General features: G+C 44.1%; 22 protein-coding genes. 11 read left to right on the top strand and 11 right to left on the bottom strand.

Translation table 11 applies throughout. From position 1 onward, the window contains the following. Nucleotides 1-17: 17 nt before the first annotated feature. Genes BCT34_RS09900 through BCT34_RS09890 form a run of 3 tightly spaced genes read right to left on the bottom strand, consistent with a single transcriptional unit; the run spans nt 18 to nt 5118 of the window. Nucleotides 18-3125 carry an efflux RND transporter permease subunit gene (locus BCT34_RS09900; RefSeq protein ID WP_076657033.1) on the bottom strand — a complete coding sequence of 1036 codons (3108 nt, stop codon included), beginning with the start codon at nt 3123-3125 and terminating at the stop codon, nt 18-20. Next, nucleotides 3122-4459, bottom strand: a complete 1338-nt coding sequence (locus BCT34_RS09895) for an HlyD family secretion protein (RefSeq protein WP_076657032.1) — start codon at nt 4457-4459, stop codon at nt 3122-3124. The genes BCT34_RS09900 and BCT34_RS09895 overlap by 4 nt, the downstream gene beginning before the upstream one ends. Continuing rightward, on the bottom strand, nt 4459-5118 hold the full coding sequence (locus tag BCT34_RS09890) for a TetR/AcrR family transcriptional regulator (RefSeq protein WP_076657031.1): 660 nt from the start codon (nt 5116-5118) through the stop codon (nt 4459-4461). The genes BCT34_RS09895 and BCT34_RS09890 overlap by 1 nt, the downstream gene beginning before the upstream one ends. A 568-nt stretch (nt 5119-5686) precedes the next feature. Here BCT34_RS09890 and leuA point away from each other — a divergent pair. The 5 genes from leuA (at nt 5687) to BCT34_RS09865 (ending at nt 11508) form a co-directional block, all read left to right on the top strand. Next, entirely contained in the window at nt 5687-7234 is a 1548-nt protein-coding gene (gene leuA / locus BCT34_RS09885) for a 2-isopropylmalate synthase (protein WP_076657030.1), read from the top strand. Nucleotides 7235-7330: 96 nt separating this feature from the next. Continuing rightward, entirely contained in the window at nt 7331-8422 is a 1092-nt protein-coding gene (gene leuB / locus BCT34_RS09880) for a 3-isopropylmalate dehydrogenase (RefSeq protein ID WP_076657029.1), read from the top strand. Between the two features lie 117 nt (nt 8423-8539). Further along, nucleotides 8540-9952, top strand: a complete 1413-nt coding sequence (gene leuC / locus BCT34_RS09875) for a 3-isopropylmalate dehydratase large subunit (RefSeq protein WP_076657028.1) — start codon at nt 8540-8542, stop codon at nt 9950-9952. A gap of 14 nt (nt 9953-9966) precedes the next feature. Further along, the gene (gene leuD / locus BCT34_RS09870) at nt 9967-10569 is read left to right on the top strand and encodes a 3-isopropylmalate dehydratase small subunit (protein ID WP_076657027.1); all 603 of its coding nucleotides are present in this window, start codon (nt 9967-9969) and stop codon (nt 10567-10569) included. A gap of 156 nt (nt 10570-10725) precedes the next feature. Further along, nucleotides 10726-11508: a DUF547 domain-containing protein gene (locus tag BCT34_RS09865; protein ID WP_076657026.1), complete on the top strand. Its 783-nt coding sequence runs from the start codon at nt 10726-10728 to the stop codon at nt 11506-11508. 96 nt (nt 11509-11604) lie between these two features. Here the strand turns inward: BCT34_RS09865 and BCT34_RS09860 are convergent, their stop codons facing one another. Both BCT34_RS09860 and djlA read right to left on the bottom strand, forming a co-directional pair. After that, nucleotides 11605-12150 (bottom strand): DUF924 family protein, encoded by a 546-nt coding sequence (locus BCT34_RS09860; protein WP_076657025.1) that lies wholly within the window; start codon nt 12148-12150, stop codon nt 11605-11607. A gap of 56 nt (nt 12151-12206) precedes the next feature. Further along, nucleotides 12207-13061, bottom strand: coding sequence for a co-chaperone DjlA (gene djlA, locus BCT34_RS09855; protein ID WP_076657024.1), 855 nt, complete (start codon nt 13059-13061; stop codon nt 12207-12209). A gap of 149 nt (nt 13062-13210) precedes the next feature. Between djlA and lptD the strand changes: the two genes are divergently transcribed. The 6 genes from lptD (at nt 13211) to BCT34_RS09825 (ending at nt 20005) form a co-directional block, all read left to right on the top strand. Continuing rightward, nucleotides 13211-15562, top strand: a complete 2352-nt coding sequence (gene lptD / locus BCT34_RS09850; RefSeq protein WP_076657023.1) for an LPS assembly protein LptD — start codon at nt 13211-13213, stop codon at nt 15560-15562. A 42-nt stretch (nt 15563-15604) separates the two neighbouring features. Next, the gene (gene surA, locus BCT34_RS09845; protein ID WP_076657022.1) at nt 15605-16903 is read left to right on the top strand and encodes a peptidylprolyl isomerase SurA; all 1299 of its coding nucleotides are present in this window, start codon (nt 15605-15607) and stop codon (nt 16901-16903) included. Beyond that, complete coding sequence (pdxA, locus tag BCT34_RS09840; protein ID WP_076657021.1) at nt 16890-17882, top strand: 4-hydroxythreonine-4-phosphate dehydrogenase PdxA; 993 nt, start codon at nt 16890-16892, stop codon at nt 17880-17882. The genes surA and pdxA overlap by 14 nt, the downstream gene beginning before the upstream one ends. Next, nucleotides 17879-18694 carry a 16S rRNA (adenine(1518)-N(6)/adenine(1519)-N(6))-dimethyltransferase RsmA gene (gene rsmA / locus BCT34_RS09835; protein WP_017632191.1) on the top strand — a complete coding sequence of 272 codons (816 nt, stop codon included), beginning with the start codon at nt 17879-17881 and terminating at the stop codon, nt 18692-18694. The genes pdxA and rsmA overlap by 4 nt, the downstream gene beginning before the upstream one ends. 88 nt (nt 18695-18782) lie before the next feature. Then, a complete protein-coding gene (apaG, locus tag BCT34_RS09830; RefSeq protein ID WP_076657020.1) occupies nt 18783-19163 on the top strand; it encodes a Co2+/Mg2+ efflux protein ApaG in 381 nt (126 codons plus the stop codon). Nucleotides 19164-19192: 29 nt separating this feature from the next. Further along, on the top strand, nt 19193-20005 hold the full coding sequence (locus BCT34_RS09825) for a bis(5'-nucleosyl)-tetraphosphatase (symmetrical) ApaH (RefSeq protein WP_076657019.1): 813 nt from the start codon (nt 19193-19195) through the stop codon (nt 20003-20005). Between the two features lie 45 nt (nt 20006-20050). Here BCT34_RS09825 and folA read toward each other — a convergent pair whose 3' ends face one another. The 6 genes from folA to rplU all read right to left on the bottom strand — a co-directional run bounded on the left by folA (nt 20051) and on the right by rplU (nt 24141). Beyond that, a complete protein-coding gene (gene folA / locus BCT34_RS09820) occupies nt 20051-20557 on the bottom strand; it encodes a type 3 dihydrofolate reductase (RefSeq protein WP_076657036.1) in 507 nt (168 codons plus the stop codon). A 95-nt stretch (nt 20558-20652) separates the two neighbouring features. Then, nucleotides 20653-21126 (bottom strand): threonine/serine exporter family protein, encoded by a 474-nt coding sequence (locus BCT34_RS09815; RefSeq protein ID WP_017062945.1) that lies wholly within the window; start codon nt 21124-21126, stop codon nt 20653-20655. After that, complete coding sequence (locus BCT34_RS09810) at nt 21126-21893, bottom strand: threonine/serine exporter ThrE family protein (RefSeq protein ID WP_076657018.1); 768 nt, start codon at nt 21891-21893, stop codon at nt 21126-21128. The genes BCT34_RS09815 and BCT34_RS09810 overlap by 1 nt, the downstream gene beginning before the upstream one ends. Nucleotides 21894-22055: 162 nt before the next feature. Beyond that, the gene (cgtA, locus tag BCT34_RS09805; protein ID WP_076657017.1) at nt 22056-23228 is read right to left on the bottom strand and encodes an Obg family GTPase CgtA; all 1173 of its coding nucleotides are present in this window, start codon (nt 23226-23228) and stop codon (nt 22056-22058) included. A 324-nt stretch (nt 23229-23552) separates the two neighbouring features. Next, nucleotides 23553-23810 (bottom strand): 50S ribosomal protein L27, encoded by a 258-nt coding sequence (rpmA, locus tag BCT34_RS09800; protein ID WP_004735905.1) that lies wholly within the window; start codon nt 23808-23810, stop codon nt 23553-23555. 19 nt (nt 23811-23829) lie between these two features. Beyond that, nucleotides 23830-24141, bottom strand: coding sequence for a 50S ribosomal protein L21 (gene rplU / locus BCT34_RS09795; RefSeq protein WP_004740823.1), 312 nt, complete (start codon nt 24139-24141; stop codon nt 23830-23832). Nucleotides 24142-24298: the final 157 nt, after the last annotated feature.

Genomic DNA, 24298 nt, shown 5'->3' with positions numbered 1-24298 from the left:
TTTATTATTTCAAAACTCTATATCGAAAGAGGCTCGTGTTTTTTCACCAAACCGAAATCTGCCAATATCGCGTAGGCCGCAGGGATCATAAACAGCACCAGTAACGTAGAGGCAAATATGCCGAACACAATCGAAATAACCAATGGCTGGATAACCTGAGCCTGTAAGCTGGTTTCCGTTAACAGCGGTAGCAAACCTGCCGCTGTCGTCATTGAAGTCAAAAATACCGCTCGGAAACGCTCTCGACTGGCTTTCACTACCGAGTCATGCACGCTATCTCCTTCATCAACGTGGTGACGAATGTATTGCACCAACAAGATAGAGTCGTTAACTACAATCCCGGCAAGCGACACAAAGCCCATCATGCTTGGCATACTCAAAGAGTGTCCTAGTACCCAGTGGCCAACAACCACTCCGATAAAAGCGAGGGGAATGGCTAGCATCACGACCACAGGTTCTAAGTAACTCCTGAATTGATAGCTAAGAATCGCGAACACACCGAATAAGCCGAGCAAGAACCCTTTACCCATTGATGCACCCGTCTTAGCCGCATCTTTGGTCTCCCCTTCGAAATCAAAGCGTAATCCCGGGTACTTCTGAATAAGTTTGGCGGCTTCATCTCTTTGGAACTGAGCCAAAATTGCGGATGAGCTCGCTTTCTTGTTATCAATATCACCAAAGATGCTGATGGTTCTCAGTCCATCAATTCGCTGGATTCGCACGTAGTTACGTTGAAAGTCTAATGTCGCCAACGTTGCTAGCGGGATCTGACTGCCATCTGCAGTAATGATTGGGAAGTTAGCAAGCTGCTGTATGTCGCCCGCTTGCTCCTTATCGAGACGTACTTCAATCGAGATATTCTCAACACCGATTTGAATCTCATCCGCCGTTTGCCCAAAAAAAGCCGCTCGTAACTGAGACGCAATCATCTGCCCATTCACATTGTAGGTTTCCGCTCCTGGGCGCAGCTTAACTAAGATCTCTTCTTTACCCATACGCATGTCATCTAAAACACCATGCACTCCATCAAACTGATTGAGGTATTCCTGAATATCCAAAGAAGCCGATTTCAACGCGGCAAGATCATCATGTTTGGCGCGGATCTCGATAGCACGACCGCCCGGCCCCATGGTTGGCTGCTTGAAGACTAATGAAATAGGATCTGCAAGATCACCAATGTCTTCTCGCCATGCATCAATGAAATCATCGATAACGGTATTGCGACTCTCAGCGCCGCGTAAGTCTAAACGCACCGTGGCTAAATGCGGGCCTGATTCATTGGCGTCTGCATTGGCATTAAACTGGCTAGTGATATGCTCAACCAATTTATTACCGCCCTCAACATCTTCACTCCACTGCTCATTCAAACGTTCAGCAGAAGCGACAATTTTGTCGACGACTCTCTCGGTTTGAGACAATGACGCGCCCGGCGGAAGAATGATGCGCGCCTCGGCAATATCGCCATCCAGCTCTGGGAAAGGTTGGAACTTAACAACGCCACCAGCGATCAAGGCTACCGAAAGCAACAACAGGGTCAGTACTCCCCCCATAAAGGCGTAGCGGAATGTCACGACTTTCTCGACCATGTTCATCAAAGTGGTATTACGGAAGTTCTCAAACTTCTCAAGCAACACCACCTTAAAACGCAGCGCTGGCTTGTCATTCTTTTCTTTGTGTAATGAATGAGACAAATGATTAGGCAAAATCAGGAAAGCTTCGATTAAGCTCAGAGACAACACTAAAATAAGTACCTGAGGCACCGCTTTCAGCACCGCGCCCATTTCCCCATCAAGAAACAGTAAGCTACCAAAAATACAGACCGTAGTTAAGAAAGAAGACAGTACTCCGGGAAGCACTTTCTTAACGCCGTTGTAAACCGCATCATCAACGTTTTGCCCCCGATCCAAGTGGGAGGCTATCGATTCAGCTATCACGATGGCGTCATCCATCATGATACCAATCGCCATTAATAAACCGACCAGTGACATAATGTTGATCGACAAGCCCAAGTTAGCCATTAAGAACAAGCCACCAAGGAAGGCTACCGGCAAACCTGCCGCAACCCAGAATGAATATCGTAAACTGAAGAACAACCACATGGTGGCAAATACCAGCACAATACCTTGCCAGCCATTGCGTACCATCATGGTAAGGCGATCCCACAATACCGAAGAGAGATCATTGGTCATTTGTAGGGTGACGCCATCAGGAGCAATCGCACTTTGATCTTCAACGAACCGCGTTACGTTCTCTTTGATTCGCAGCGCATCGTCTTCTTTGTTCTTACTGATCTTAAGCAGCGCCGAAGGCTTGCCATCAAACAACACCTTTTGTTCATCAAGCTCAAAGCGGTCGGTTATTTTGGCGATGTCTCGTAAACGGATCACCGAGCCATTAGGCGCAGATCCCACCACGATGCTTTCCAGTTCAACAGGCGTTATTCGTCTCTCATCAAAACGAATCAGGAAGTTTTTGTCTGGTGTTTCGACATTACCACTCGGCAGTTTTACATTTTGACGGCCTATCTGGTCAGCAATATCACCAACGCTTAATCCCAACTGTCGAATGGCTTGTGTATCCAGTTCCACTCGATATTGATGATCGGAAAAACCGCTGACCTCGACCAGAGAGACATCGTAATCAAGCTTCATTGTGCGTTTAAGATCTTCCGCGTAAGCCTTAAGTTCCGGCCACGACGTTTCGGCTGTTATAGCAATATCAACAACCGGTTCATTCCAATCCAACTCTTGAACAACAGGTGATTCAATCTCAGTTGGGAAGTCATTGATCGAGTTGATCTGGGTTTGTACGTCCACCAGCATTCGACCGATGTCCGCTTTCTCATTTAACTTTAGGATTAAACGGGCACTGCCTTCGATCGCTTCACACTGAGTCTCTTCAATGTTAGCCAAGCCGTCGACTGCATCTTCCATTCGCACACATAAGCTCTCTTCCACTTCTTGTGGCGAAGCACCGGGATACACAATCGCAGCCATAATGTAAGGCGGATCATAAGCAGGAAAGGTTTCGCGCTTGATGGTTGATAGCGAGCTTATACCCAAGATCAACAGCCCAAGCATCAGCAAGTTTGCTGCTGTTGGGTGTCTAGAGAAGAACTTGATCATGACGCACTCTCCTGAGTATCAGATTCAAGCTCAGCCTCTTCAGACTTTGACTCTTTCAGTAACATGCCTTCGATTGCTGGCAGGACATCATTAAGAACAAGCTTGTCTCCGGTTTGTAGCTCGCCACTTACAACCACTTGATTGTCTCTGCGGTAAAGCACTTCAACATTCACCACTTGTAAGCGCTGTTTTTCATCCATCAGGTAAACCTTATCGCCATGCAGTGCGCGCTCTGGAATCACCCAGCTCAGATTCGCGACACCTTCAATCTCAGCTTTGACGAACATACCATTCACCAAAGGCGTTGCACTGTCTGGTTGCAATTGTGAGTAATCTTGAGCGATCTCAAGAATAATTCCCGCCGTCGCTTGGTTCTCATCAACCGTTTCGCTAATTCTTGCCACCTTCGCAGGCCAGCTAAGGTTCAGGCTGCCGCTGTTAAGTTGAATGCTTGCTTTGATTGGCGCTTCATAAGGATTAGGTATTCCTGCTGCATCGCGGGGGAACTGGTTAAAACTGGAAGCTAAAGTTTGCATATCGTGAATAGAAAGTTGCGCCTCCACTTCCATGACATTAATTCCGTGTGCAATAAACATCTCTTGTTGAAGATTAACCACTTGATTTTGTTCGATATCAACCTGAGCAATTCGCATCGCTCTTGGCAAAGTGATGGTGGTCTTATCGAGAGAGCGTTGTGCTTCTTTCACTTTAGATACGTTGACCTTAATCACCGCTTCCGCGACACGCTTTTCATCTGGCATTAAGGCGATCTGGTTCGCGATATCCAACACCAATTTCTGTTGAGACAAGGCACTTTGTTGTTGTAGATCGACATCCGATTGAGAAGTCAGTCCTTTCTTACGCAGATCTTGCTTGCGTTGCAGTTCTTTATTGCTGATCACTAAACGATTCTTTTCGATCTTAAGGGTCTGATTGAGGTTGTCTTCTTCTTGATTCAATTTAGCTAGTGAGGTTTGGCTTGATTTTAGATCCGCCTCTGCTTGTATCAGCTTCAATTCGTAGTCCAGTGGATCAACCTTGAGCACAACCGTTCCCGCAGGGATCACCTGACCTTTATCAAGATCTGGGTGTCGATACACGATTTGTCCCGTCACCTCGGCGATCGCTTTCCATTCGACTTTTGGAACAACTTTGCCAAAGCCAACCGCTAACGGCGCTATGAGTTGTTGTTCTAGGCTCACAGTATCCACTAAGCGAGCTCTATCTCCTGCTGGTTTAGTTGGAAGGTCCGGCTTCAAGTTAATCGCGACAACAAGGCCAATAACACCAACCGCAAGTGCGGGAAAGAAGAGTAGTTTTTTATTTATTTTCATTATTTTTGGTCCTGCACAGAAGAAGGGCTCGGTGCGTTTATAAAGCCTTCTGTCATCAGTTGAATGTTGTGTTCGATTAAACGATTAAGAAATTCTTCATTAATCTCAATACCATGGATTGCCAATAAAGGCGGCGGAGCGATGAAAGGAAACACCATCAAGCTTATATACGACACGCGACAGAGTTTGGGATCCATATCTTTTCTTAAGACACCTTGTGCTACCAACTTTTCAAAAATGACATCTTGGGCTGGCTTGGCAACATCATGAAAAACCTTTTCGAGTAACTCTCTTTGCACTTCAGAAGGCGGCATGTTCATCACTTGGGCTATCAAACGAGGAAACTTGGGTACCTTGACCATCTCTTTGTAGTAAGTCCGCATTAAATCAAGAAAGTTCTCATGACTGCTTTCTTCAACCAACCTCTGCATCTGTAACTGCATCGGCCGAAGCGTTTCACGCAGCATTGCTTCAAATAGCCCGGCCTTACTGCCGAAGTAATAACGAATCATCGCAATGTTCACACCCGCACGGTCAGCAATCAGGCGTGTCGATACCTTATCGTATGGCTGGACCACAAACAGATCACGGGCATGCTCAATCAGTAACTGTCGAACATCTAAGTTCTTTTGAGGTCGCCCAGCTTTTCGTGCCGTCATGGCAAAAATCCATCTCTATAATTAATCATCTGATTAATTATAGAGATAAACAGGCGTAACAGTAGAAGATTAATTACTCACTATTTAATCAAGTGATTAATTAATTTGGTCACGCTTGTAATTTTTTGGGTGAATCGTTCCATCAAAAAGATTTACTACAAAGTTTTAACCTACACATAAGCCAAACGATAAACTAACCCCCCAATGCAAAACCACCAGTTAGATTATTTATCCAACAAAACAACACAAAACAGCATAAACCAAACAAAAACACCACCAAAGCACGCTGATATTGGATTTTCTTGTTTGACGCTCAGAATAAATTGCGGTAAATATGGTGTTAACAGTTTATTTACGGATATTTGTGTAATGATTTTTTCTTCTTCTCGACTGCTAAAACGTCTCCTTATCGTGAATCAATCGCGCGGGTAAGTTGTGGGTCAAGAACTACACAAATATTAAAACCCGCGCTGAGCGGGTTTTTTTGTAACTGGCACTTTTAAAAGAACATCATTCTTAATAATAATTTGGATAGCAATCGATTCATTATCGATATAAGGAAGCACCCATGAACGATCAAGTGATAATTTTTGACACGACCTTACGTGATGGCGAGCAAGCGTTGGCAGCAAGCCTTACGGTAAAAGAGAAATTACAGATCGCTTATGCACTTGAACGACTGGGTGTCGATGTTATCGAAGCGGGCTTTCCGGTGTCATCACCAGGCGACTTCGAGTCGGTACAAACCATCGCGAAGAATATTAAAGATAGCCGTATCTGTGCACTTTCTCGTGCAGTAGCGAAGGATATTGATGCCGCTGCAGAGGCATTAAAAGTCGCTGAGCAGTTCCGTATTCATACCTTCATTTCTACATCAACGGTTCACGTGCAAGATAAATTGCGTCGTAGCTATGACGATGTTGTTGAGATGGCAGTAAAAGCCGTTAAACACGCTCGTAACTACACAGATGATGTTGAGTTCTCTTGTGAAGATGCAGGTCGTACGCCTATCGATAATCTATGTCGCATGGTTGAAGCTGCGATCAACGCGGGTGCGAAAACCATCAACATCCCAGACACAGTAGGCTACACAGTACCTAACGAGTTTGGTGGCATTATCCAAACGCTATTTAATCGCGTACCAAACATCGACCAAGCGATCATATCTGTTCACTGTCACGATGACTTAGGCATGTCGGTTGCTAACTCAATAGCAGCCGTTCAAGCGGGTGCTCGACAAATTGAAGGCACAATCAATGGTATTGGTGAGCGTGCGGGTAACTGTTCTTTAGAAGAGATAGCAATGATCATCAAAACTCGTCAAGAGTTATTAGGTGTTCATACTGGTTTGGACCACAAAGAGATTCACCGTACCAGTAAGTTGGTTAGCCAGCTTTGCCACATGCCAATTCAAGACAATAAAGCTATCGTCGGTGCAAACGCGTTCAGCCACTCTTCAGGTATCCACCAAGATGGCATGCTAAAGAACAAGAACACTTACGAGATCATGACGCCTGAGTCGATCGGCTTGAAAAACAAGGCTCTGAATCTAACAAGCCGTAGTGGCCGTGCAGCCGTTAAGAGCCACATGGACGCAATGGGCTACAAAGACAATGAGTACAACCTAGATTCATTGTACGAAGACTTTTTAAAGCTTGCTGACCGTAAAGGCCAAGTATTCGATTACGACTTAGAAGCACTAATGCACTTCGCGAACCTACGTGACGAAGATGATTTCTATAAACTTAACTACCTAAGCGTACAATCTGGTAGTGTTATGTCTACCACCAGTATCAAGCTGCAATGTGGTGACGAAGAGAAGTGCGAAGCGGCTGTCGGTAACGGCCCTGTTGATGCTTTATATCAATGTATCTACCGCTTAACAGGTTACGAAATTGCATTGGACAAATTCGACCTTACTGCGAAAGGCGAAGGCGAAGATGGCTTAGGCCAAGCGGATATCATTGCTAACTATAAAGGCCGCAAGTACCACGGCACCGGCGTTTCAACGGATATCGTCGAAGCCTCTGGTCAGGCGCTACTGCACGTTATCAATAGCATTCAACGCGCAGACACCATTGCTGAAATGAAACAACAAAAAATCGCGACAGTTTAGACACCAATAACAGAGCCCTAGAGCCGATGTTGTTGGCTTTAGGGACAGAATTTAAAACGAGCCAAATAGCTCAGTAACAAGAATTAAAGGATTAACATGACTGATAAATCATACAAGATTGCCGTACTACCTGGTGATGGCATTGGCCCAGAAGTAATGCAACAAGCACACAAAGTGCTAGACGCGATCGAAAAGAAGCACGCAATTAGCTTTTCTCGCGAAGAGTATGATGTTGGTGGTATTGCGATTGATAACCACGGCTGTCCACTTCCAGAAGCGACAGTAACAGGCTGTGAAGAATCTGACGCGGTACTTTTCGGCTCGGTTGGCGGTCCTAAGTGGGAGCACCTTCCACCAAACGATCAACCTGAACGTGGTGCCCTACTTCCTCTTCGTAAACACTTCCAATTGTTCTGTAACCTACGTCCTGCACAAATCCATAAAGGTCTAGAGTCTTTCTCTCCTTTGCGTGCTGACATCTCTGGTAATGGTTTCGACATCGTTGTGGTTCGTGAACTAACCGGCGGTATCTATTTCGGCCAACCTAAAGGTCGTGAAGGCGAAGGCGCAACTGAAAAAGCTTTTGATACCGAGGTTTACCACCGCTACGAAATCGAACGTATTGCAAAAATTGCGTTTGAATCTGCACGCCTACGTAACAAAAATGTTTACTCAATTGATAAAGCGAACGTTCTACAAAGCTCTATCTTATGGCGCGAAGTAGTCGAAGAGATCGCAAAAGATTACCCAGATGTAACGCTAAACCACATGTACATCGACAATGCGACCATGCAGCTAATCAAAGATCCATCTCAGTTTGATGTAATGCTATGTTCAAACATCTTCGGTGACATCATCTCTGATGAGTGCGCAATGATCACTGGTTCTATGGGTATGCTTCCTTCTGCAAGCTTGAACGAAAGCAACTTCGGTCTATACGAACCAGCAGGCGGCAGTGCACCAGACATCGCAGGTAAGAACATCGCAAACCCAGTTGCACAGATTCTTTCTGCTGCGCTAATGCTTCGTTACAGCCTAGGTGAAGAAGCGGCAGCACAAGACATCGAATCAGCGGTATCTAAAGCACTTTCAGCAGGCGAGTTAACAGCAGACCTTGCAGGTGACAACCAAGCGCTTACTACTTCTGAAATGGGTGACAAGATCGCAGAGTACATCTTAGCTTCATAAGCTGGATGCTCCGATTGAAAGCAAGTACATAAGAATAATATCAAGCCAAGTCAGCTTAAATCGCATGACTTGGCTCGAAACAAACACTGGGACTGATGCTCCCAAGGAAGAAAAGCTATGTCGACAAACCAGCAAGCCAAAACCTTATACGAAAAAGTTTATGACGCTCACGTTGCGGTTGCAGCGAAAGGCGAAACGCCAATTCTTTATATCGATCGTCACCTTGTTCACGAAGTAACGTCACCTCAAGCCTTTGATGGTCTGCGTGAAAAAGGCCGTAAAGTTCGCCAAGTAAGCAAAACTTTCGCGACTATGGATCACAACGTATCAACACAAACCAAAGACATTAACGCTTCAGGTGAGATGGCTCGTATCCAAATGGAAACGCTATCGAAAAACTGTGAAGAGTTTGGTGTCACGCTTTACGACCTAAACCACAAATACCAAGGCATTGTGCACGTCATGGGGCCAGAGCTAGGTATTACTCTGCCGGGTATGACCATCGTTTGTGGTGACTCACACACGGCAACACACGGTGCATTTGGTTCATTAGCATTCGGTATCGGTACTTCAGAAGTAGAACACGTATTAGCGACGCAAACTCTAAAACAAGCTCGCGCGAAAACCATGAAGATCGAAGTAAAAGGCAAAGTCGCTGAAGGCATTACAGCAAAAGATATCGTGCTCGCGATCATCGGCAAGACAACAGCCGCTGGCGGTACAGGCTACGTGGTTGAGTTCTGTGGTGAGGCGATTACCGACCTTACGATGGAAGGTCGTATGACGGTATGTAACATGGCTATCGAGCTTGGTGCTAAAGCAGGTCTGATTGCCCCAGATGAAACCACCTATGAATACATCAAAGGTCGTAAGTTCTCTCCTGAGGGTGAAGAGTTTGATGCAGCCGTTGAATACTGGAACACATTAAAAACAGATGCTGATGCTGAATTTGATGCAGTTGTCACGCTAGAAGCAGCAGACATCAAACCACAAGTTACTTGGGGCACCAACCCAGGTCAGGTTATCTCTGTAGACACGCCAATCCCTGCACCAGAAAGCTTTGCAGATCCTGTTGAAAAAGCATCGGCAGAAAAGGCGCTGGCTTACATGGGGCTTGAAGCAGGTAAATCTCTATCTGATTACAACGTAGATAAAGTATTCGTGGGCTCTTGTACCAACTCTCGAATTGAAGACATGCGTGCAGCTGCAGCGGTAGCGAAAGGTCGCCAAGTGGCAAAACATGTACAAGCGCTTATCGTTCCGGGTTCTGAGCAAGTAAAAGCACAAGCCGAAGCTGAAGGCTTAGATATCATCTTCAAAGAAGCAGGCTTCGAATGGCGCCTGCCGGGTTGTTCTATGTGTCTTGCAATGAACAACGACCGTCTTGGTCCACAAGAGCGCTGTGCTTCTACATCAAACCGTAACTTTGAAGGTCGCCAAGGCCGTGATGGTCGTACGCACCTAGTTAGTCCAGCAATGGCAGCCGCAGCGGCTATCGCTGGTCACTTTGTCGATATTCGTGAACTTTAATTAGAGGATTTAACATGTCAGGTTTTCAACAACACACCGGATTAGTCGTTCCTCTAGATACGGCCAACATCGATACTGATGCGATCATTCCAAAGCAGTTCCTGCAGAAAGTAAACCGCATCGGTTTTGGCAAGCACTTGTTCCACGATTGGCGCTTCTTAGATGACGCAGGCCAGCAACCAAATCCAGAGTTTGTAATGAACGAAGCTCGCTACCAAGGCGCTTCAATCCTGCTTGCTCGTGAAAACTTTGGTTGTGGTTCATCGCGTGAACATGCACCTTGGGCACTTGCTGATTACGGTATCCAAGTGATGATTGCGCCAAGTTTTGCCGACATCTTCTACGGTAACTCAATCAACAACCAAATGGTGCCAGTTCGACTGACTGAGCAAGAAGTGGATGAGTTATTCCAATTCGTTGAAACAAATGAAGGCGCAGAAATTACTGTTGATCTAGAAGCAATGAAAGTGAGTGCGAATGGCAAAGAGTACTCGTTTGAAATTGATGAGTTCCGCCGTCACTGCCTACTGAACGGTTTGGATAATATCGGCCTTACACTTCAACATGCCGATAAGATCTCTGAGTTTGAAGCTAAGATTCCTAACTTCTTAAAATAATGAGACGTTTCTGAATAAACCTAAAGGTTGGCTTAATGCCAACCTTTTTTATTTGGCTGAAATTTTAGCTTAACTTCATAGGTTTATTTAAATCGATAACTATGAAAGAAAATCGTAAGCCATAAGGTCTTAGTAGTCAGTCATCAGGAGAATGCCATGAAACAACTACTTTTTATTGCCAGTCTACTTTTCTCAACCTTAGCTTGGTCTGCGCCTAAATCCGATCTTTGGCCATACTGGAATCAAAGCAACGAAACCAATCTAGAACAGGTCTCTCATCAAGATTGGCAGTTATTTCTCGATAACTACTTAGTTCAACAAGGGCAAAATACCCTGGTTCGCTATAAAGCAGTGAGCGCTGCAGATAAGAGAAAGCTCAAACAGTATATCAAGAGTCTAGAACAGGTTAATCCACTTAACTATTCAAAAGCAGAGCAGTATGCCTACTGGGTTAACCTATACAACGCAGTGACTGTCGATTTGATTCTTGATGCCTACCCAATCAAATCTATTACCAAGCTAGGGGGTCTTTTTAGTTTCGGACCATGGGGAGACGATGTGGTAGCCGTCAACGGGAAATCACTAACACTCAACGATATTGAACATCGAATCCTAAGACCGATTTGGCAAGACCCACGCACGCATTATGCGGTGAACTGTGCCAGCCTAGGTTGCCCTAACTTACAAGCTGATGCTTTTACCTCTGACAATACTGAAGCCTTGTTAGAACAAGCTGCTAGTGAGTTTGTAAACAGTGGTAAAGGCGCGCTGGTTACAAATAATAAGCTTCAATTATCATCAATTTACGAATGGTTTGCTGTGGATTTTGGTACAGAAAAACAGCTCTTTGAGCACTTAGACCAATATCGAATTGAAGCAGTAACTAATACTCAAAACATCAGTTATGACTACGACTGGTCGCTTAACCAAACAAACTAGCTCGAGCGCCAAAGTTCATCACTAAAACAAAAAAAAGAGGCTGGAGGTTTTTATTCCCTCTAGCCTCTTTTTATCTGCTAGCGTGTATTCCGACAATTAAAAGCTTGAACCCGGTTGCTGCAAGAATTCAACTTCTTCGGGAGTCGAAGGTCGCCCTAACACATCATTACGGTGCGGATAACGACCAAAACGCTCGATGATAATCTTATGCTTAAACTCAAAATCTAAATTATTTTCTAATCCAGTTTGAGAAAAGAGTTCCACGGCTTGTTCGTGAACTAACAAAGACTCACTGTGCATATAAGGCATATACAGGAAGCTTTTCTGTTGCTCGCTAAGTTGGTGATCAAAACCACCCGCGACCGCTTCTTGAGCGAGAGCTAACGCCATAGAATCGGCAGTAAACGCATCTGGACTGTTTCTACCAATATTTCGAGAAAACTGATCAAGCACGATAATCTCTGCCAAGCGCCCTTGTGCATTTTGTCGCCATTCAAATAACTCACCTTGGATAGCTGTATTGTGCAGTTCAGAAAATCGAGACTTTATCAAAGCGTCAACCTCGGCACCGCCCGTAAACCAATCTTTAGGCGTCAATTCATCGAACCAAAACTCTAGAACATCCTGATACGTTACCGTCATATAATTCCCTTTAATAAAAACCGAGTAAATTTGTGATTACTCGGTTTAATGTTCGATTACTTAAAACCTTTGACCTTCTTTATCAGGTCATAAGCATTTTGAATTTCTTGCGATTTTTCTTTCGCGACATTCATCATCTCTGGTGGTAAGCCCTTCGCCATCAGTTTATCTGGGTGATGTTCATTCATCAGCTTACGGTAGGCTTTTTTCACTTCCTTGCCATCAGCACTTTCACTTACGCCCAGAACCTTAAATGCATCACCAAGTTGGTTTTGTTGTGATGCTTGTTGCCAACCTGACGACTGCCCTTGGTGATGACCACCACCGAAGCTTCCACCCTGTTGTTGGAAACGGAATGCTGCTTCTTGCATCTGCAAACGGCGTTCAAGTTGCTCTGCAGAAAAGCCAAGACCTTGAGCAATTTTATGCAGAACCTGACGCTCACTTGGGTGCAAGCTTCCATCAGCGAATGCAGCGGATACTTGAAGCTCCAAGAAGAACTGAAGAAGGTCAAAACGACCACCCGATGAGATTTTCACTCGCTCAAGTACGTCGCTCAGTGGGAAGTCGCTCTCTTTACCGTCACGGAAAGCATCTTGCGCCGCTTTACGTTGTTCACCATGTAGGTTCATGCGCTCCATCATGGTAGAAGCGAGTTGAATCTCTTCTGGCGTTACCTGCCCTTTCGCTTTAGCGACATGCCCCATAACCGCAAAAGCGGATTTAAAAAACTCGTTCTGTCTTTCTGCTTGGCTTGGGCCTCGACCAAAACCAGAGCTATTAAAACCAGACTGATTCAATCGACGAGCTTTATCGAATTGGTGTCCTAAAAAAAGACCAAAAACTAAACCGAGCGGCCCTCCAAATAAAAAGCCAAAAAACGCGCCCAAAATTTTGCCAAATATTTGCATTATGTGTTCTCTATCTATGAATTTTATCTGAGTAATGCTGTCTGATGATGCTGAATGCTATTATTTCCTTTATCATAAGGAAAATGCTTTATTAATTGGATTGATACTAGATCAACCCTTCATCTAGTGACACAGGATAGTTCAACTTCATGCAATCTTTTTCCCGCACCTTGTTAGCCGCGTCTATAAGTACGGCGTTATACGTGTCGACAACTCAAGCTGAAACAATCACCGATAGTAGTGTGCAGGAAATGCCCTCTATAGATCAATGCTTGATCGAGCCCGCTGCAGAAAACGAGACACAGCTACCCGCACATGTTGAGTCAGATCGCTTAGAAGCTATCAATGGTGACAAGGCTATATATTCAGGTGACGTAAGAGTTACGCAGGGGAACAAGACCATCCTTGCAGATAACGTAACCCTACACCAACAAGAAAATATCGTTGTAGCTGAAGGCAACGTAAATTTTAGTGATGGTCAAATCAAATCTATCTCAGACAGAGCGACCAACAATCTGACTACAGATGAAATGACGCTTGAGAATACCGATTACGAATTTCTTTGTGAACCAGGTCGTGGAGATGCGGTTTATATCGCAAAAACAGGTAAAGCGGTTTATGAGATCGAAGATGGTTCGATCACCTCTTGTCCTATCGGCGATAATGCTTGGCGTCTAAGAGCATCGAGTATCGACGTTGATCAAAATGAAGAACAAGCCACCTTTTATAATCCACGTTTTGAGATTCAAAGCGTACCAGTTTTCTACCTACCTTATTTAACGGTTCCAATTGGCGATACCCGTAAAACCGGTTTCTTGTACCCAACCGTTTCATATGGCTCAAGCGATGGTTTTGAAGCTGAAATACCGGTTTACTGGAACTTAGCACCAAACTATGACTTAGAAACGACCTTCAAGTACATGCAAGAGCGTGGCACTCAACTTGATAGTAAATTCCGTTACTTGAGCGACTTTGGTTCAGGTAGCATTAAGTCAGAATACCTGCCCGACGATAAAAAATATAAAGAGAAAGGCGACCGTTGGGGTGCCCAGTTAGAACACTCAGGAATATTCCAACAGTCTTGGTTGTTTGAAGTCGATTACTCAAAAGTCAGTGATATCGACTACTTCACAGACATCAGTGGCAGTAGTATTGGTAATCGTGAAGATGGCCAACTATTACAAGAAGGTAAAGCAACCTACCGTTCTCAAAACTGGGATGCGTCTGTACTTGTCCGAGATTTTCAAGTTTTAACTCCAAACAACCAACCTTATCGTCTAATGCCACAGCTGGAGTATAACTACTACGCCCCTGAGGTGATGGACTACTTAGACTTCGACATGATCAGTCATGTGTCGCTATTTGATACCGACGCTGCAGACAAACCGTCAGCGACTCGTGTACACGTGGAACCAGGTATTACTATACCTATAGGCAATACTTGGGGAACGTGGACAACGGAAGCTCGACTTCTTGGTACTTACTACCAGCAAGATCTTGATGGCGTTGATACATCTAGCAACGAATACAAAAATTTGGAAGAATCAGTCAGCCGAATTATACCTGAGTTCAGAAGCCACGCTGGTATCGTTTTAGAGAGAGATACAACACTAATTGGGGGCTACACGCAAACACTCGAACCTCAAGTTCAGTACCTTTATGTACCCGAAGAAGACCAATCTAATATCGCTCTTTACGACACTACATTGTTGCAAACGGATTACTACGGTCTATTTAGAAGCCGTAAATACAGTGGCGTTGACTTCATTGCGGCAGCCAACCAAATTAGCTACGGTGCATCTTCTAGGTTCTTTGATGATGAATATAGGGAACGCTTAAATGTATCTTTTGGCCAAATTTTTTATATCGACAAAGATACTAAACGTACTGTCGAAGGAACAGATCCAAACGATAAATCTAACTACTCCGCATGGGCTGTAGAGGTCGATTTCAACTACGATGATTACCTATTTTATCATGGTGGTGTGCAGTACGATATCGACGCATCAGAATTGCAGCTCGCCAATAGCACCATAGAATACCGTTTTACTGGCGGTTACGTACAAACCAACTATCGCTATGTCACAAAAGAGTATATAGAAGATAATGTTGGAGAAACTATAACCAACATAAATCAAATAACAAAAGACGGTATCTCTCAACTGGGATTATTAGGTGGTTATCAAATCTCGGCTAAATGGAATGCTAGTGCCCAGTACTTCTATGATCTGACAACAGAAGAAGAGCTCGAATGGTTAACAAGCCTAAACTATAGGTCTGATTGTTGGTATATAGGTTTCACATACAGCAATCAACTGCGCAGTTGGGAAGGTGATTTTGTTACCAACCCTAACGCGACGCCGGTTTACGAAAACAACTTCAGTGTGAACTTCGGTATTGTCGGCTTCGGTACAAATATCGGTTCTGACTCAGGTGCCGTTGGGGATAGTAGCTCAGACAACTCTCTAAGTTACGGTCGCCCATTCTTCTTAAACAACTAATTTCTTTACTGATAAAACATCAGTAAATTTAAAGGATTACACATGACATTGTGGAAACGCACATTAATTGCCATCGCAGCGGCTTGTACTTTAACAACAAGCTATGCCGCACCGGTCGAGCTAGACAGCGTAAAAGTTATCGTCAACGAAGGCGTTATCTTACAAAGCGACATCGATGCTTCGATGAAGACGCTACGTGCAAACGCTAAGAAAAGCGGTCAAACACTGCCATCGCAAGACGTACTCAATGAGCAAGTGCTTGAAAAACTAATCATCGATACTATTCAAACTCAAGAAGCGGAGCGTATTGGCGTTCGTATTGATGATGCTCGACTTGATCAAGCAATTGAAGGTATCGCGAAAGACAACAACCAAACAGTAGATCAACTTACCGCATCGGTTGCTGAAGAAGGTCTTAGCTACAACGCATTTCGTGAACAAGTAAGAAAAGAAATCGCAGCAAGTGAAGCTCGTAACGCCTTAGTTCGTCGTCGTATCAACATTCTTCCTGCAGAAGTAGACAACCTAGCTGATATCCTTGCTCAAGAAACGAATGCTACGGTTCAATACAAGATTGGCCACATTCAACTGCGCTTTAATGATGACCAAACCAAAGAAGAGTTAGAAGCTCAAGCCAAAGAGCTTGTTGAAGAACTTAACTCAGGTAAAGACTTCAGCACCATGGCGTATACTTACTCTAAGGGTCCTAAAGCACTGCAAGGCGGTGATTGGGGTTGGATGCGTAAAGAAGAGATGCCAACCATTTTTGCAGACCAGATAAAAATGCAGAACAAAGGCAGCATCATCGGTCCTTTCCGAAGTGGTGTTGGTTTCCACATTCTGAAAATTGAAGATGTGAAAGGCTTAGAAACTGTCGCGGTAACGGAAGTTAATGCACGTCATATCCTGATTAAACCAACGGTAATCTTGAGTGATGACGGTGCTAAAGAGCAACTTGAAGAGATCACTCGTCGTGTCAACGCAGGTGAAGCGAGCTTTGGTGATCTTGCACAGCAATACAGCCAAGATCCAGGTTCTGCAGTACAAGATGGTGAGCTAGGTTACCAAACACCAGATTTGTATGTACCAGAATTCAAACACCAAGTAGAAACACTACCTGAAGGTAAAATAAGTGCGCCATTTAAAACCGTACACGGCTGGCACATTGTTGAAGTACTAGACCGTCGTGAAGTTGACCGTACCGATTCTGCGTTGAAAAACAAAGCTTACCAAATTCTATTTAACCGTAAGTTCAACGAAGAAGCTGGCGCTTGGCTACAAGAAGTAAGAGCAAGTGCCTTTGTTGAAATGGTTGAGGACGACCAAGATGACAACAACTAAACGTATTGTCATAACTGCGGGAGAACCTGCAGGGATAGGCCCAGATTTAACCCTAGCTCTTTCTCAAGAAAGCTGGCCTCATCAACTCGTGGTTTGTGCCGATAAAACACTACTAGCTGAGCGAGCCAAAATTCTTGGTATCGACGTTGATCTGCTAGATTATGATGCAAAGGCAGCTAAGCAACCGCAACGCGCTGGCACACTGGTAGTGAAACACATTCCACTCGCTGAAACGGCAGTTGCAGGCCAACTTAACGAAGCTAACGGTCATTACGTATTAAATACTTTAGAAACCGCAGCAATTGGCTGTATGAATGATGAATTTGATGCTATTGTCACCGGCCCTGTTCATAAGGGTGTAATTAACCGAGCTGGCGTCGCTTTTAGTGGCCATACCGAGTTCTTTGCAGAGAAGTCCAACACACCACTGGTGGTGATGATGTTGGCAACTGAAGGGCTGCGTGTTGCGTTAGTAACAACACACATCCCACTAGCTTATGTATCTCAAGCAGTGACCGAAGACAGATTAGAGCAAATTATTGCTATTCTGAATAAAGATTTGGTCGAAAAATTTGCTATTGAGAAACCAACTATCTACGTGTGTGGCTTGAATCCGCATGCCGGTGAAGATGGTTGCCTAGGGCGTGAAGAGATTGAAACTATCACCCCAACGCTAGAAAAAATTCGCCAAAAAGATGGCATCAATTTAGTTGGCCCATTGCCAGCAGATACCATCTTTAATGAAAAATATTTGCAAGATGCAGATGCTGTTTTAGGTATGTATCACGACCAAGTACTCCCGGTATTGAAATACAAAGGGTTTGGTCGCTCAGTGAACATCACTCTTGGCTTACCGTTTATTCGCACATCAGTCGACCACGGTACCGCCTTAGACTTGGCAGGGAAAGGCCAAGCCGATACAGGGAGCTTTAGAACAGCGCTCACGCACGCCATTGAATTAGTAGAGAAAAAGCAATGAGAAATGATGTCCACTTAGGGCACAAAGCGCGTAAACGTTTTGGTCAAAACTTCCTTAACGATCCATACATTATTGATGGTATCGTATCGAGCATTAACCCATTACCGGGTCAAAACCTAGTAGAAATCGGTCCTGGTCTAGGCGCAATTACTGAGCCTGTGGGTAAGCTTGTCGATAAATTTACGGTTATCGAATTGGATAGAGACCTTGCAGAACGTCTTCGTAACCATCCAGATCTGGCTGACAAGCTAACGATCCGTGAAGGCGATGCGATGAAGTTCGATTTCCAAGAGTTGGTGAAGCCAAACAATAAGCTACGTATCTTTGGTAACTTACCATACAACATCTCTACGCCATTAATGTTCCACCTTTTTGAATTCCATAAAGATGTGCAAGACATGCACTTTATGCTTCAAAAAGAAGTGGTTAACCGTCTGGCTGCGGGACCTGGTAGCAAAGCTTACGGCCGCCTTACCGTAATGGCTCAGTACTACTGTAAAGTGACACCTGTGCTAGAAGTACCACCAACGGCCTTCGTTCCGCCACCAAAAGTAGACTCAGCGGTTGTACGCCTGCAGCCATACGAAGTCTTACCATACCCGGCTAAAGACCTAAAATGGCTAGATCGCGTATGTCGTGAAGGTTTTAACCAACGTCGTAAAACAGTTCGTAACTGCTACAAGAGCTTAATCGATAAGGAAGTGCTTGAAGAGCTAGGTATCAACCCAAGCATGCGCCCTGAGAACTTAACGCTCGAACAGTTTGTCGACATGGCAAACTGGCTACATGACAGTCACAACGCTGACAAATAAATAAAATAGGCTCCTACACTTCGGTTAGGAGCCTTTTTTATGTAATACTTTAATTACATTAAGTATACCAACAACAAAAGGTGCGAATATGGATATATCTACGCCTTGTATCAAATGCCAGGTTCACTCTAAATACATAGAAGAACAATCTGAGCCAACGAAGAATCGTTATGTCTTCGCCTACATCATTACCATCAAAAACCTAAGTAAAACAACAGTTCAGCTGATGTCTCGTCGTTGGTTAATCACCGACTCTAACGGCAAACAACTCACTATCGAAGGAGATGGTGTGGTTGGACAACAACCTGTAATTGAAGCCAATGACGAATACACCTATACAAGTGGCACTGTTATCGAAACTCCTGTTGGCGTTATGCAAGGTCACTATGTGATGACTGATCACAAGGGGATTGATTTCATCACCGAAATTGACCCATTCAGACTCGCAATCCCCAATATTCTCAATTAACCATAGCTCAGTATCTACAGGAAATTATTGTGTCGAATTATATTGTCGGAGACATCCAAGGGTGCTTCGACGAACTTCAATTACTGCTTGAAACCATCAACTTTGATAAACACCAAGATACCTTATGGGTCGCTGGAGACTTAGTCGCTCGTGGTCCTAAATCATTGGAGACGCTACGCTTTATTCGTAGCCTTGGTGATGCCGCTAAGGTTGTCTTAGGTAACCACGACTTACACCTTCTTGCGGTCTCCTTAGGGCTATTCCCTGCTAAACCAAAAGATAAGACTCAAGCAATTCTTGATGCTGAAGACCGCGAACCGCTACTCGAATGGTTAAGGCAACAGCCGTTAATTCAAGAACACTCTGAGTTCGTGATGTCTCATGCCGGTATTTCACCGCAATGGGACCTAAAAAGAGCACATATTGAAAATCGAGAGATCGTATCCTTACTTAGATCAGATAAGTGGCAGTGGTTAATCGAGAGTATGTACAGCAACACGCCTGATTTATGGCATCAAGATTTACATGATATTGAACGCTATCGCTATGCAATCAATAGCCTGACAAGAATGCGCTTCTGTTTTGAAGATGGTCGACTGGACATGGCATGTAAGCTGCCCCCCAATGAAATTACCAATGAACCACTAGTGCCGTGGTTTGACCTTCCACAACGCATAAAGCTGGATAAAACCGTTGTTTTTGGGCACTGGGCTGCACTTGAAGGCTATAACGGAAAAGATGTGATTGGACTTGATACTGGGTGCGTTTGGGGAGGAGAGTTAACGATACTTCGATGGGAAGACAAACAGTTCTTCACTCAAGAAGCTCTAACTATAGTTTAATATAGGGCTTGCTTTATATTTCAAGAAAGCAAGCCATACTATAAATTATCGCTCTAATATAACAAAGTGCATATCAAATCGGTTCTTAGTGTCATGAGTGTAATATTCATCGTACTCACAAGTCCAACCTTCACTTCCCCAGTTAGGAAAGCGAGTATCACCTTCAATTTCAGCTTCAATAAATGTTAGATATAGTTTATTTGCTATAGGAAGGTAAGATTCATATATAGAACCACCACCTATAACCATTACCTCTTCAACGTCTCCAACAGCTTTTAGAGCTTCCTCTGTAGATGTAACTGTTGTTACCCCGTCGATGGATAACTCAGGATCACGACTGATAACTATATTCTGTCTTCCAGGAAGAGGGCGACCTATAGAATCATAAGTTCTGCGCCCCATAATTACTGGTTTTCCTAGAGTGTGCTTTTTAAACCAAGCAAAATCAGCAGGTAAGTGCCATGGCATGGCATTCTCTTTACCAATAATTCTGTCACCAGCTTCAGGTAAATAAAAACCATTTTCCTTGTCAATTTTCCCACCATGAGCCATAGCTGCAATTAAGCTAATTTTCACAACTCTATACCTCTGTAATTTCTGAGACACAGATTATACCGATTTCCCTCATAGGGTAAATCATTATGCGATTATACTATCGGTCTTCTTCTATAAAAGAGCAGCCCTGGCACAGCTAAGCCAACCGCCAGTCCGGCGATTATGAACATCGACTTTAAAAAGTTCTCCATCAACATTGCCAGTAACTCAGGCGTGTAACCTGCTCTGTTGATCTCCACCATCGCAATCATCGCCTTAAAGGCAAACACGCCAGGAACCATAGGGATCAAAGCTGCAACCGTAAACACCTTAGGATGCGCTAACAGTTTATGAGACCAATGAACTCCTATCATGCCAACCACAGTCGCAGCGAAGAAGGTCGCCCATTCAATTGGAATACCAAAGTGCATCATAAGATAACGGCTACCGTGACCGATAGAACCACCTAGTGCACAATAAATTAGTGCTCGCTGTGGGACGTTAAATACCAATGCAAACCCTACCGCAGGAATCGCAGCGAAAAACATATCGTTGAGCAGACCTAAAAACAGTTCGAAAATACTCATTAGTTCGCCCATCCCCAAACGTCCGATAGACTCATCGCCGCAACAATACCTAAACTCGTCGCCAAAGTTAATAAACTGGCCATGGTAAAGCGCGCCAAACCCATATTAATGTGGCCTTTGAGCATGTCCGCAACGGAGTTAATCAAAGGGAAACCTGGTACTAACATCAATACTGATGAAGCCATCACGATCGTGGGTTGGCCGCCAATATTGTAAAGTACAGCTTGAGCAGAAATGGTAGTGGTAACGAATGCCGTGACAGCAAAGTTTAATAACGGATTGAAATGGCGATGGCCAATCTCTTGCCTGACGATCATGCCGCAAGCTGAAGCGATAAAAGTCATCATAAAGACTTGCCAATCGCCGCCAGCAAGATGGCTAAAAGAGGCGCACGACAATCCGATCATCACAACCACTAACCAACGGTTGTAACGTTCGGGGCTGATATTTTGAATCTTTTTATACGCCAAATCATAATCAAGAATTCCCTTCTCCATCATGATGCACACGCGTTGAATATCGGTGATAACCTGCATGTTAATGCCGCGATCAGCACAGCTCCGAGTGGTAGTGATACAGTGATCATTCATTACGGTAGTAACAACAAGCGCATTGGCTGACAGTGCGACTTCAACCTCATTCACCCCGCAAGCAATACCGATTCGACGCATGATATCGCCGACTAGTGTGCTCTCGGCCCCGTGAGCCAATAACATTTGTCCAGATTGAGCGACGAGTCTTGAGATCGCTCTTTGCTTTGATGCCATGATTTCCTTCCCATAGGCGTTAATTATCTAAAGATAAATTTTGCATAAAAAATAGCGAGACGTCATGATTTAGATACAAAAAAACCGCAATTTTCATTGCGGTTTAATAAAACTATCAGTGTACTTAAGAAGTAAATGATGCGTTATAAGAAGTTAAGAGGATTAGTCACGAACATAGATAACATGACCGTCATCTTCTTCGTCATCCCAATCGTCCCAGTCATCGTCATCTTCAGTAACGACATTCTTACCGCTCATCGCATCTTTGTGGTAGTCATCCCACATAAAGTCTACTTTTTCTTCTTCTTCAACTTCTACAACTTCACGAGGTAGGTTTTCCATAAACTCACCTAGTTTGAAGCAAAGATCTTTGGTGCCGATTTTATTCACTGCAGAGATCTTGAAGTACTCGCCTTCCCAGCCTAGAGCATCGATGATTTCTTGAATCTTTTCGTCTGCTTCGTCTTCTGGCATTAGGTCAACTTTATTGAACACTAACCAGCGAGGTTTCTGTGCAACTTTCTCGCTGTATTGCTCAAGCTCATCGATGATCGTTAGCGCATTCTGAATAGGATCAGACTGATCGATCGGCATAATGTCGATCATATGCAGAAGAACACGACAACGCTCAAGGTGCTTAAGGAAACGGATACCAAGACCGGCGCCATCAGCAGCACCTTCGATTAGACCTGGGATATCAGCAACAACGAAGCTCTTTTCAGGAACAACACTAACCACACCCAAGCTTGGGATTAAGGTCGTGAACGGGTAATCAGCCACTTTTGGTTTCGCAGCAGAAACTGAACGAATAAAAGTAGATTTACCTGCGTTTGGTAGACCAAGCATACCAACATCAGCTAATAGAAGAAGCTCTAAACGCAGTTCACGAACTTCGCCTTTAGTACCCATAGTCTTTTGACGAGGAGCGCGGTTAACAGACGATTTAAAACGCGTGTTACCAAGACCGTGCCAACCACCTTTACCAACCATCACTTTCTTGCCATGTTCAGCAACTTCAGCAACGATTTCATTGGTGTGGATATCAACTGCACGAGTACCTACAGGCACTTTCAGTGTAATGTCTTTACCACGCTTACCAGTACAGTTACCACCGCGACCGTTCTCACCACGCTCTGCGTTGTAAAAACGTTGGAAGCGATAATCGATTAGTGTGTTCAAGTTCTCATCCGCTTGGATGTAAACATCACCACCGTCACCGCCGTCGCCGCCGTCAGGACCACCTTTAGCTACGAATTTTTCGCGCCAAAAGCTAACTGTACCATTACCGCCATCACCGGCTTCTATTTTTACTACCGCTTCATCAACGAATTTCATTTTTCAACTCCGCACTTACGTTGCGTTACCACTCATCAAGGAGTGATATAAATTCTAGCAGATCCGTGTTTAGATCGATCACCTAAGATCTAGGCCGACCTGCAACCAAGGAACAAATAAGAAGAGGTTCTTTGCTTCTTATTTTTTACAAAACAAACGGCTTCTTAAAAACCAACCTGTTTATCAAAAAATAAAACGGCTTCTCAAAACCAAAACAAGAGCGTCTGCTTTTTTATTCTTACTATAAATAAAAAACCCTGCCGAATCGGCAGGGCTTTTGAATTCAGCTTGAAAGCTAATAAGATAATCTAATTAAAGATTAAATTACTCAGCTTCGATGCTTACAAACTTACGGTTTTTAGGACCTTTAACAGCAAATTTCACTTTACCTTCAGTAAGAGCGAAAAGAGTGTGGTCTTTACCGATGCCAACGTTTGTGCCAGCGTGGAACTTAGTACCACGTTGACGAACGATGATGTTACCTGCAAGAACAGATTCACCACCGAAACGCTTAACACCAAGGCGTTTGCTTTCTGAATCGCGGCCGTTATTAGTAGAACCGCCAGCTTTTTTATGTGCCATTGTTAAACTCTCCTAATACTTAAGCGTTAATGCCAGTGATTTTCACTTCAGTGAACCACTGACGGTGACCAGCTTGCTTACGCGAGTGCTTACGACGACGGAACTTAACGATTTTTACTTTATCGCCACGACCGTGTTGTACTACTTCTGCAGTAACCTTGCCACCTTCAACAAGAGGTGCACCAACAGCGATTTCTTCGCCGTTAGCAACAAGAAGAACTTTATCAAATTCAACAGTTGCACCAGTTTCAACGTCTAATTTCTCTAAACGAAGTGTTTGACCTTCGCTTACTCGGTGTTGTTTGCCACCAGATTGGAAAACAGCGTACATATTTTACTCCGCTTTTTCCGCACAGCCTATGGTTGTTATTTGTACAACTCGGGTGTGCGCTAAACTAATCAATAGGGCGCAGATTCTACGGGAATCATGGCGCTATGACAAGCCATATTTTTAAAAAATTGGCGAAAACCTGTTCGCCAAAGAAAAG

Origin of the sequence: Vibrio sp. 10N.261.45.E2 (genome assembly GCF_002875705.1) — a bacterium.
GTDB lineage: Bacteria > Pseudomonadota > Gammaproteobacteria > Enterobacterales > Vibrionaceae > Vibrio.
Note: the sequence above shows the minus strand (reverse complement) of the source record. Positions and strands in the feature narration are given on the sequence as shown.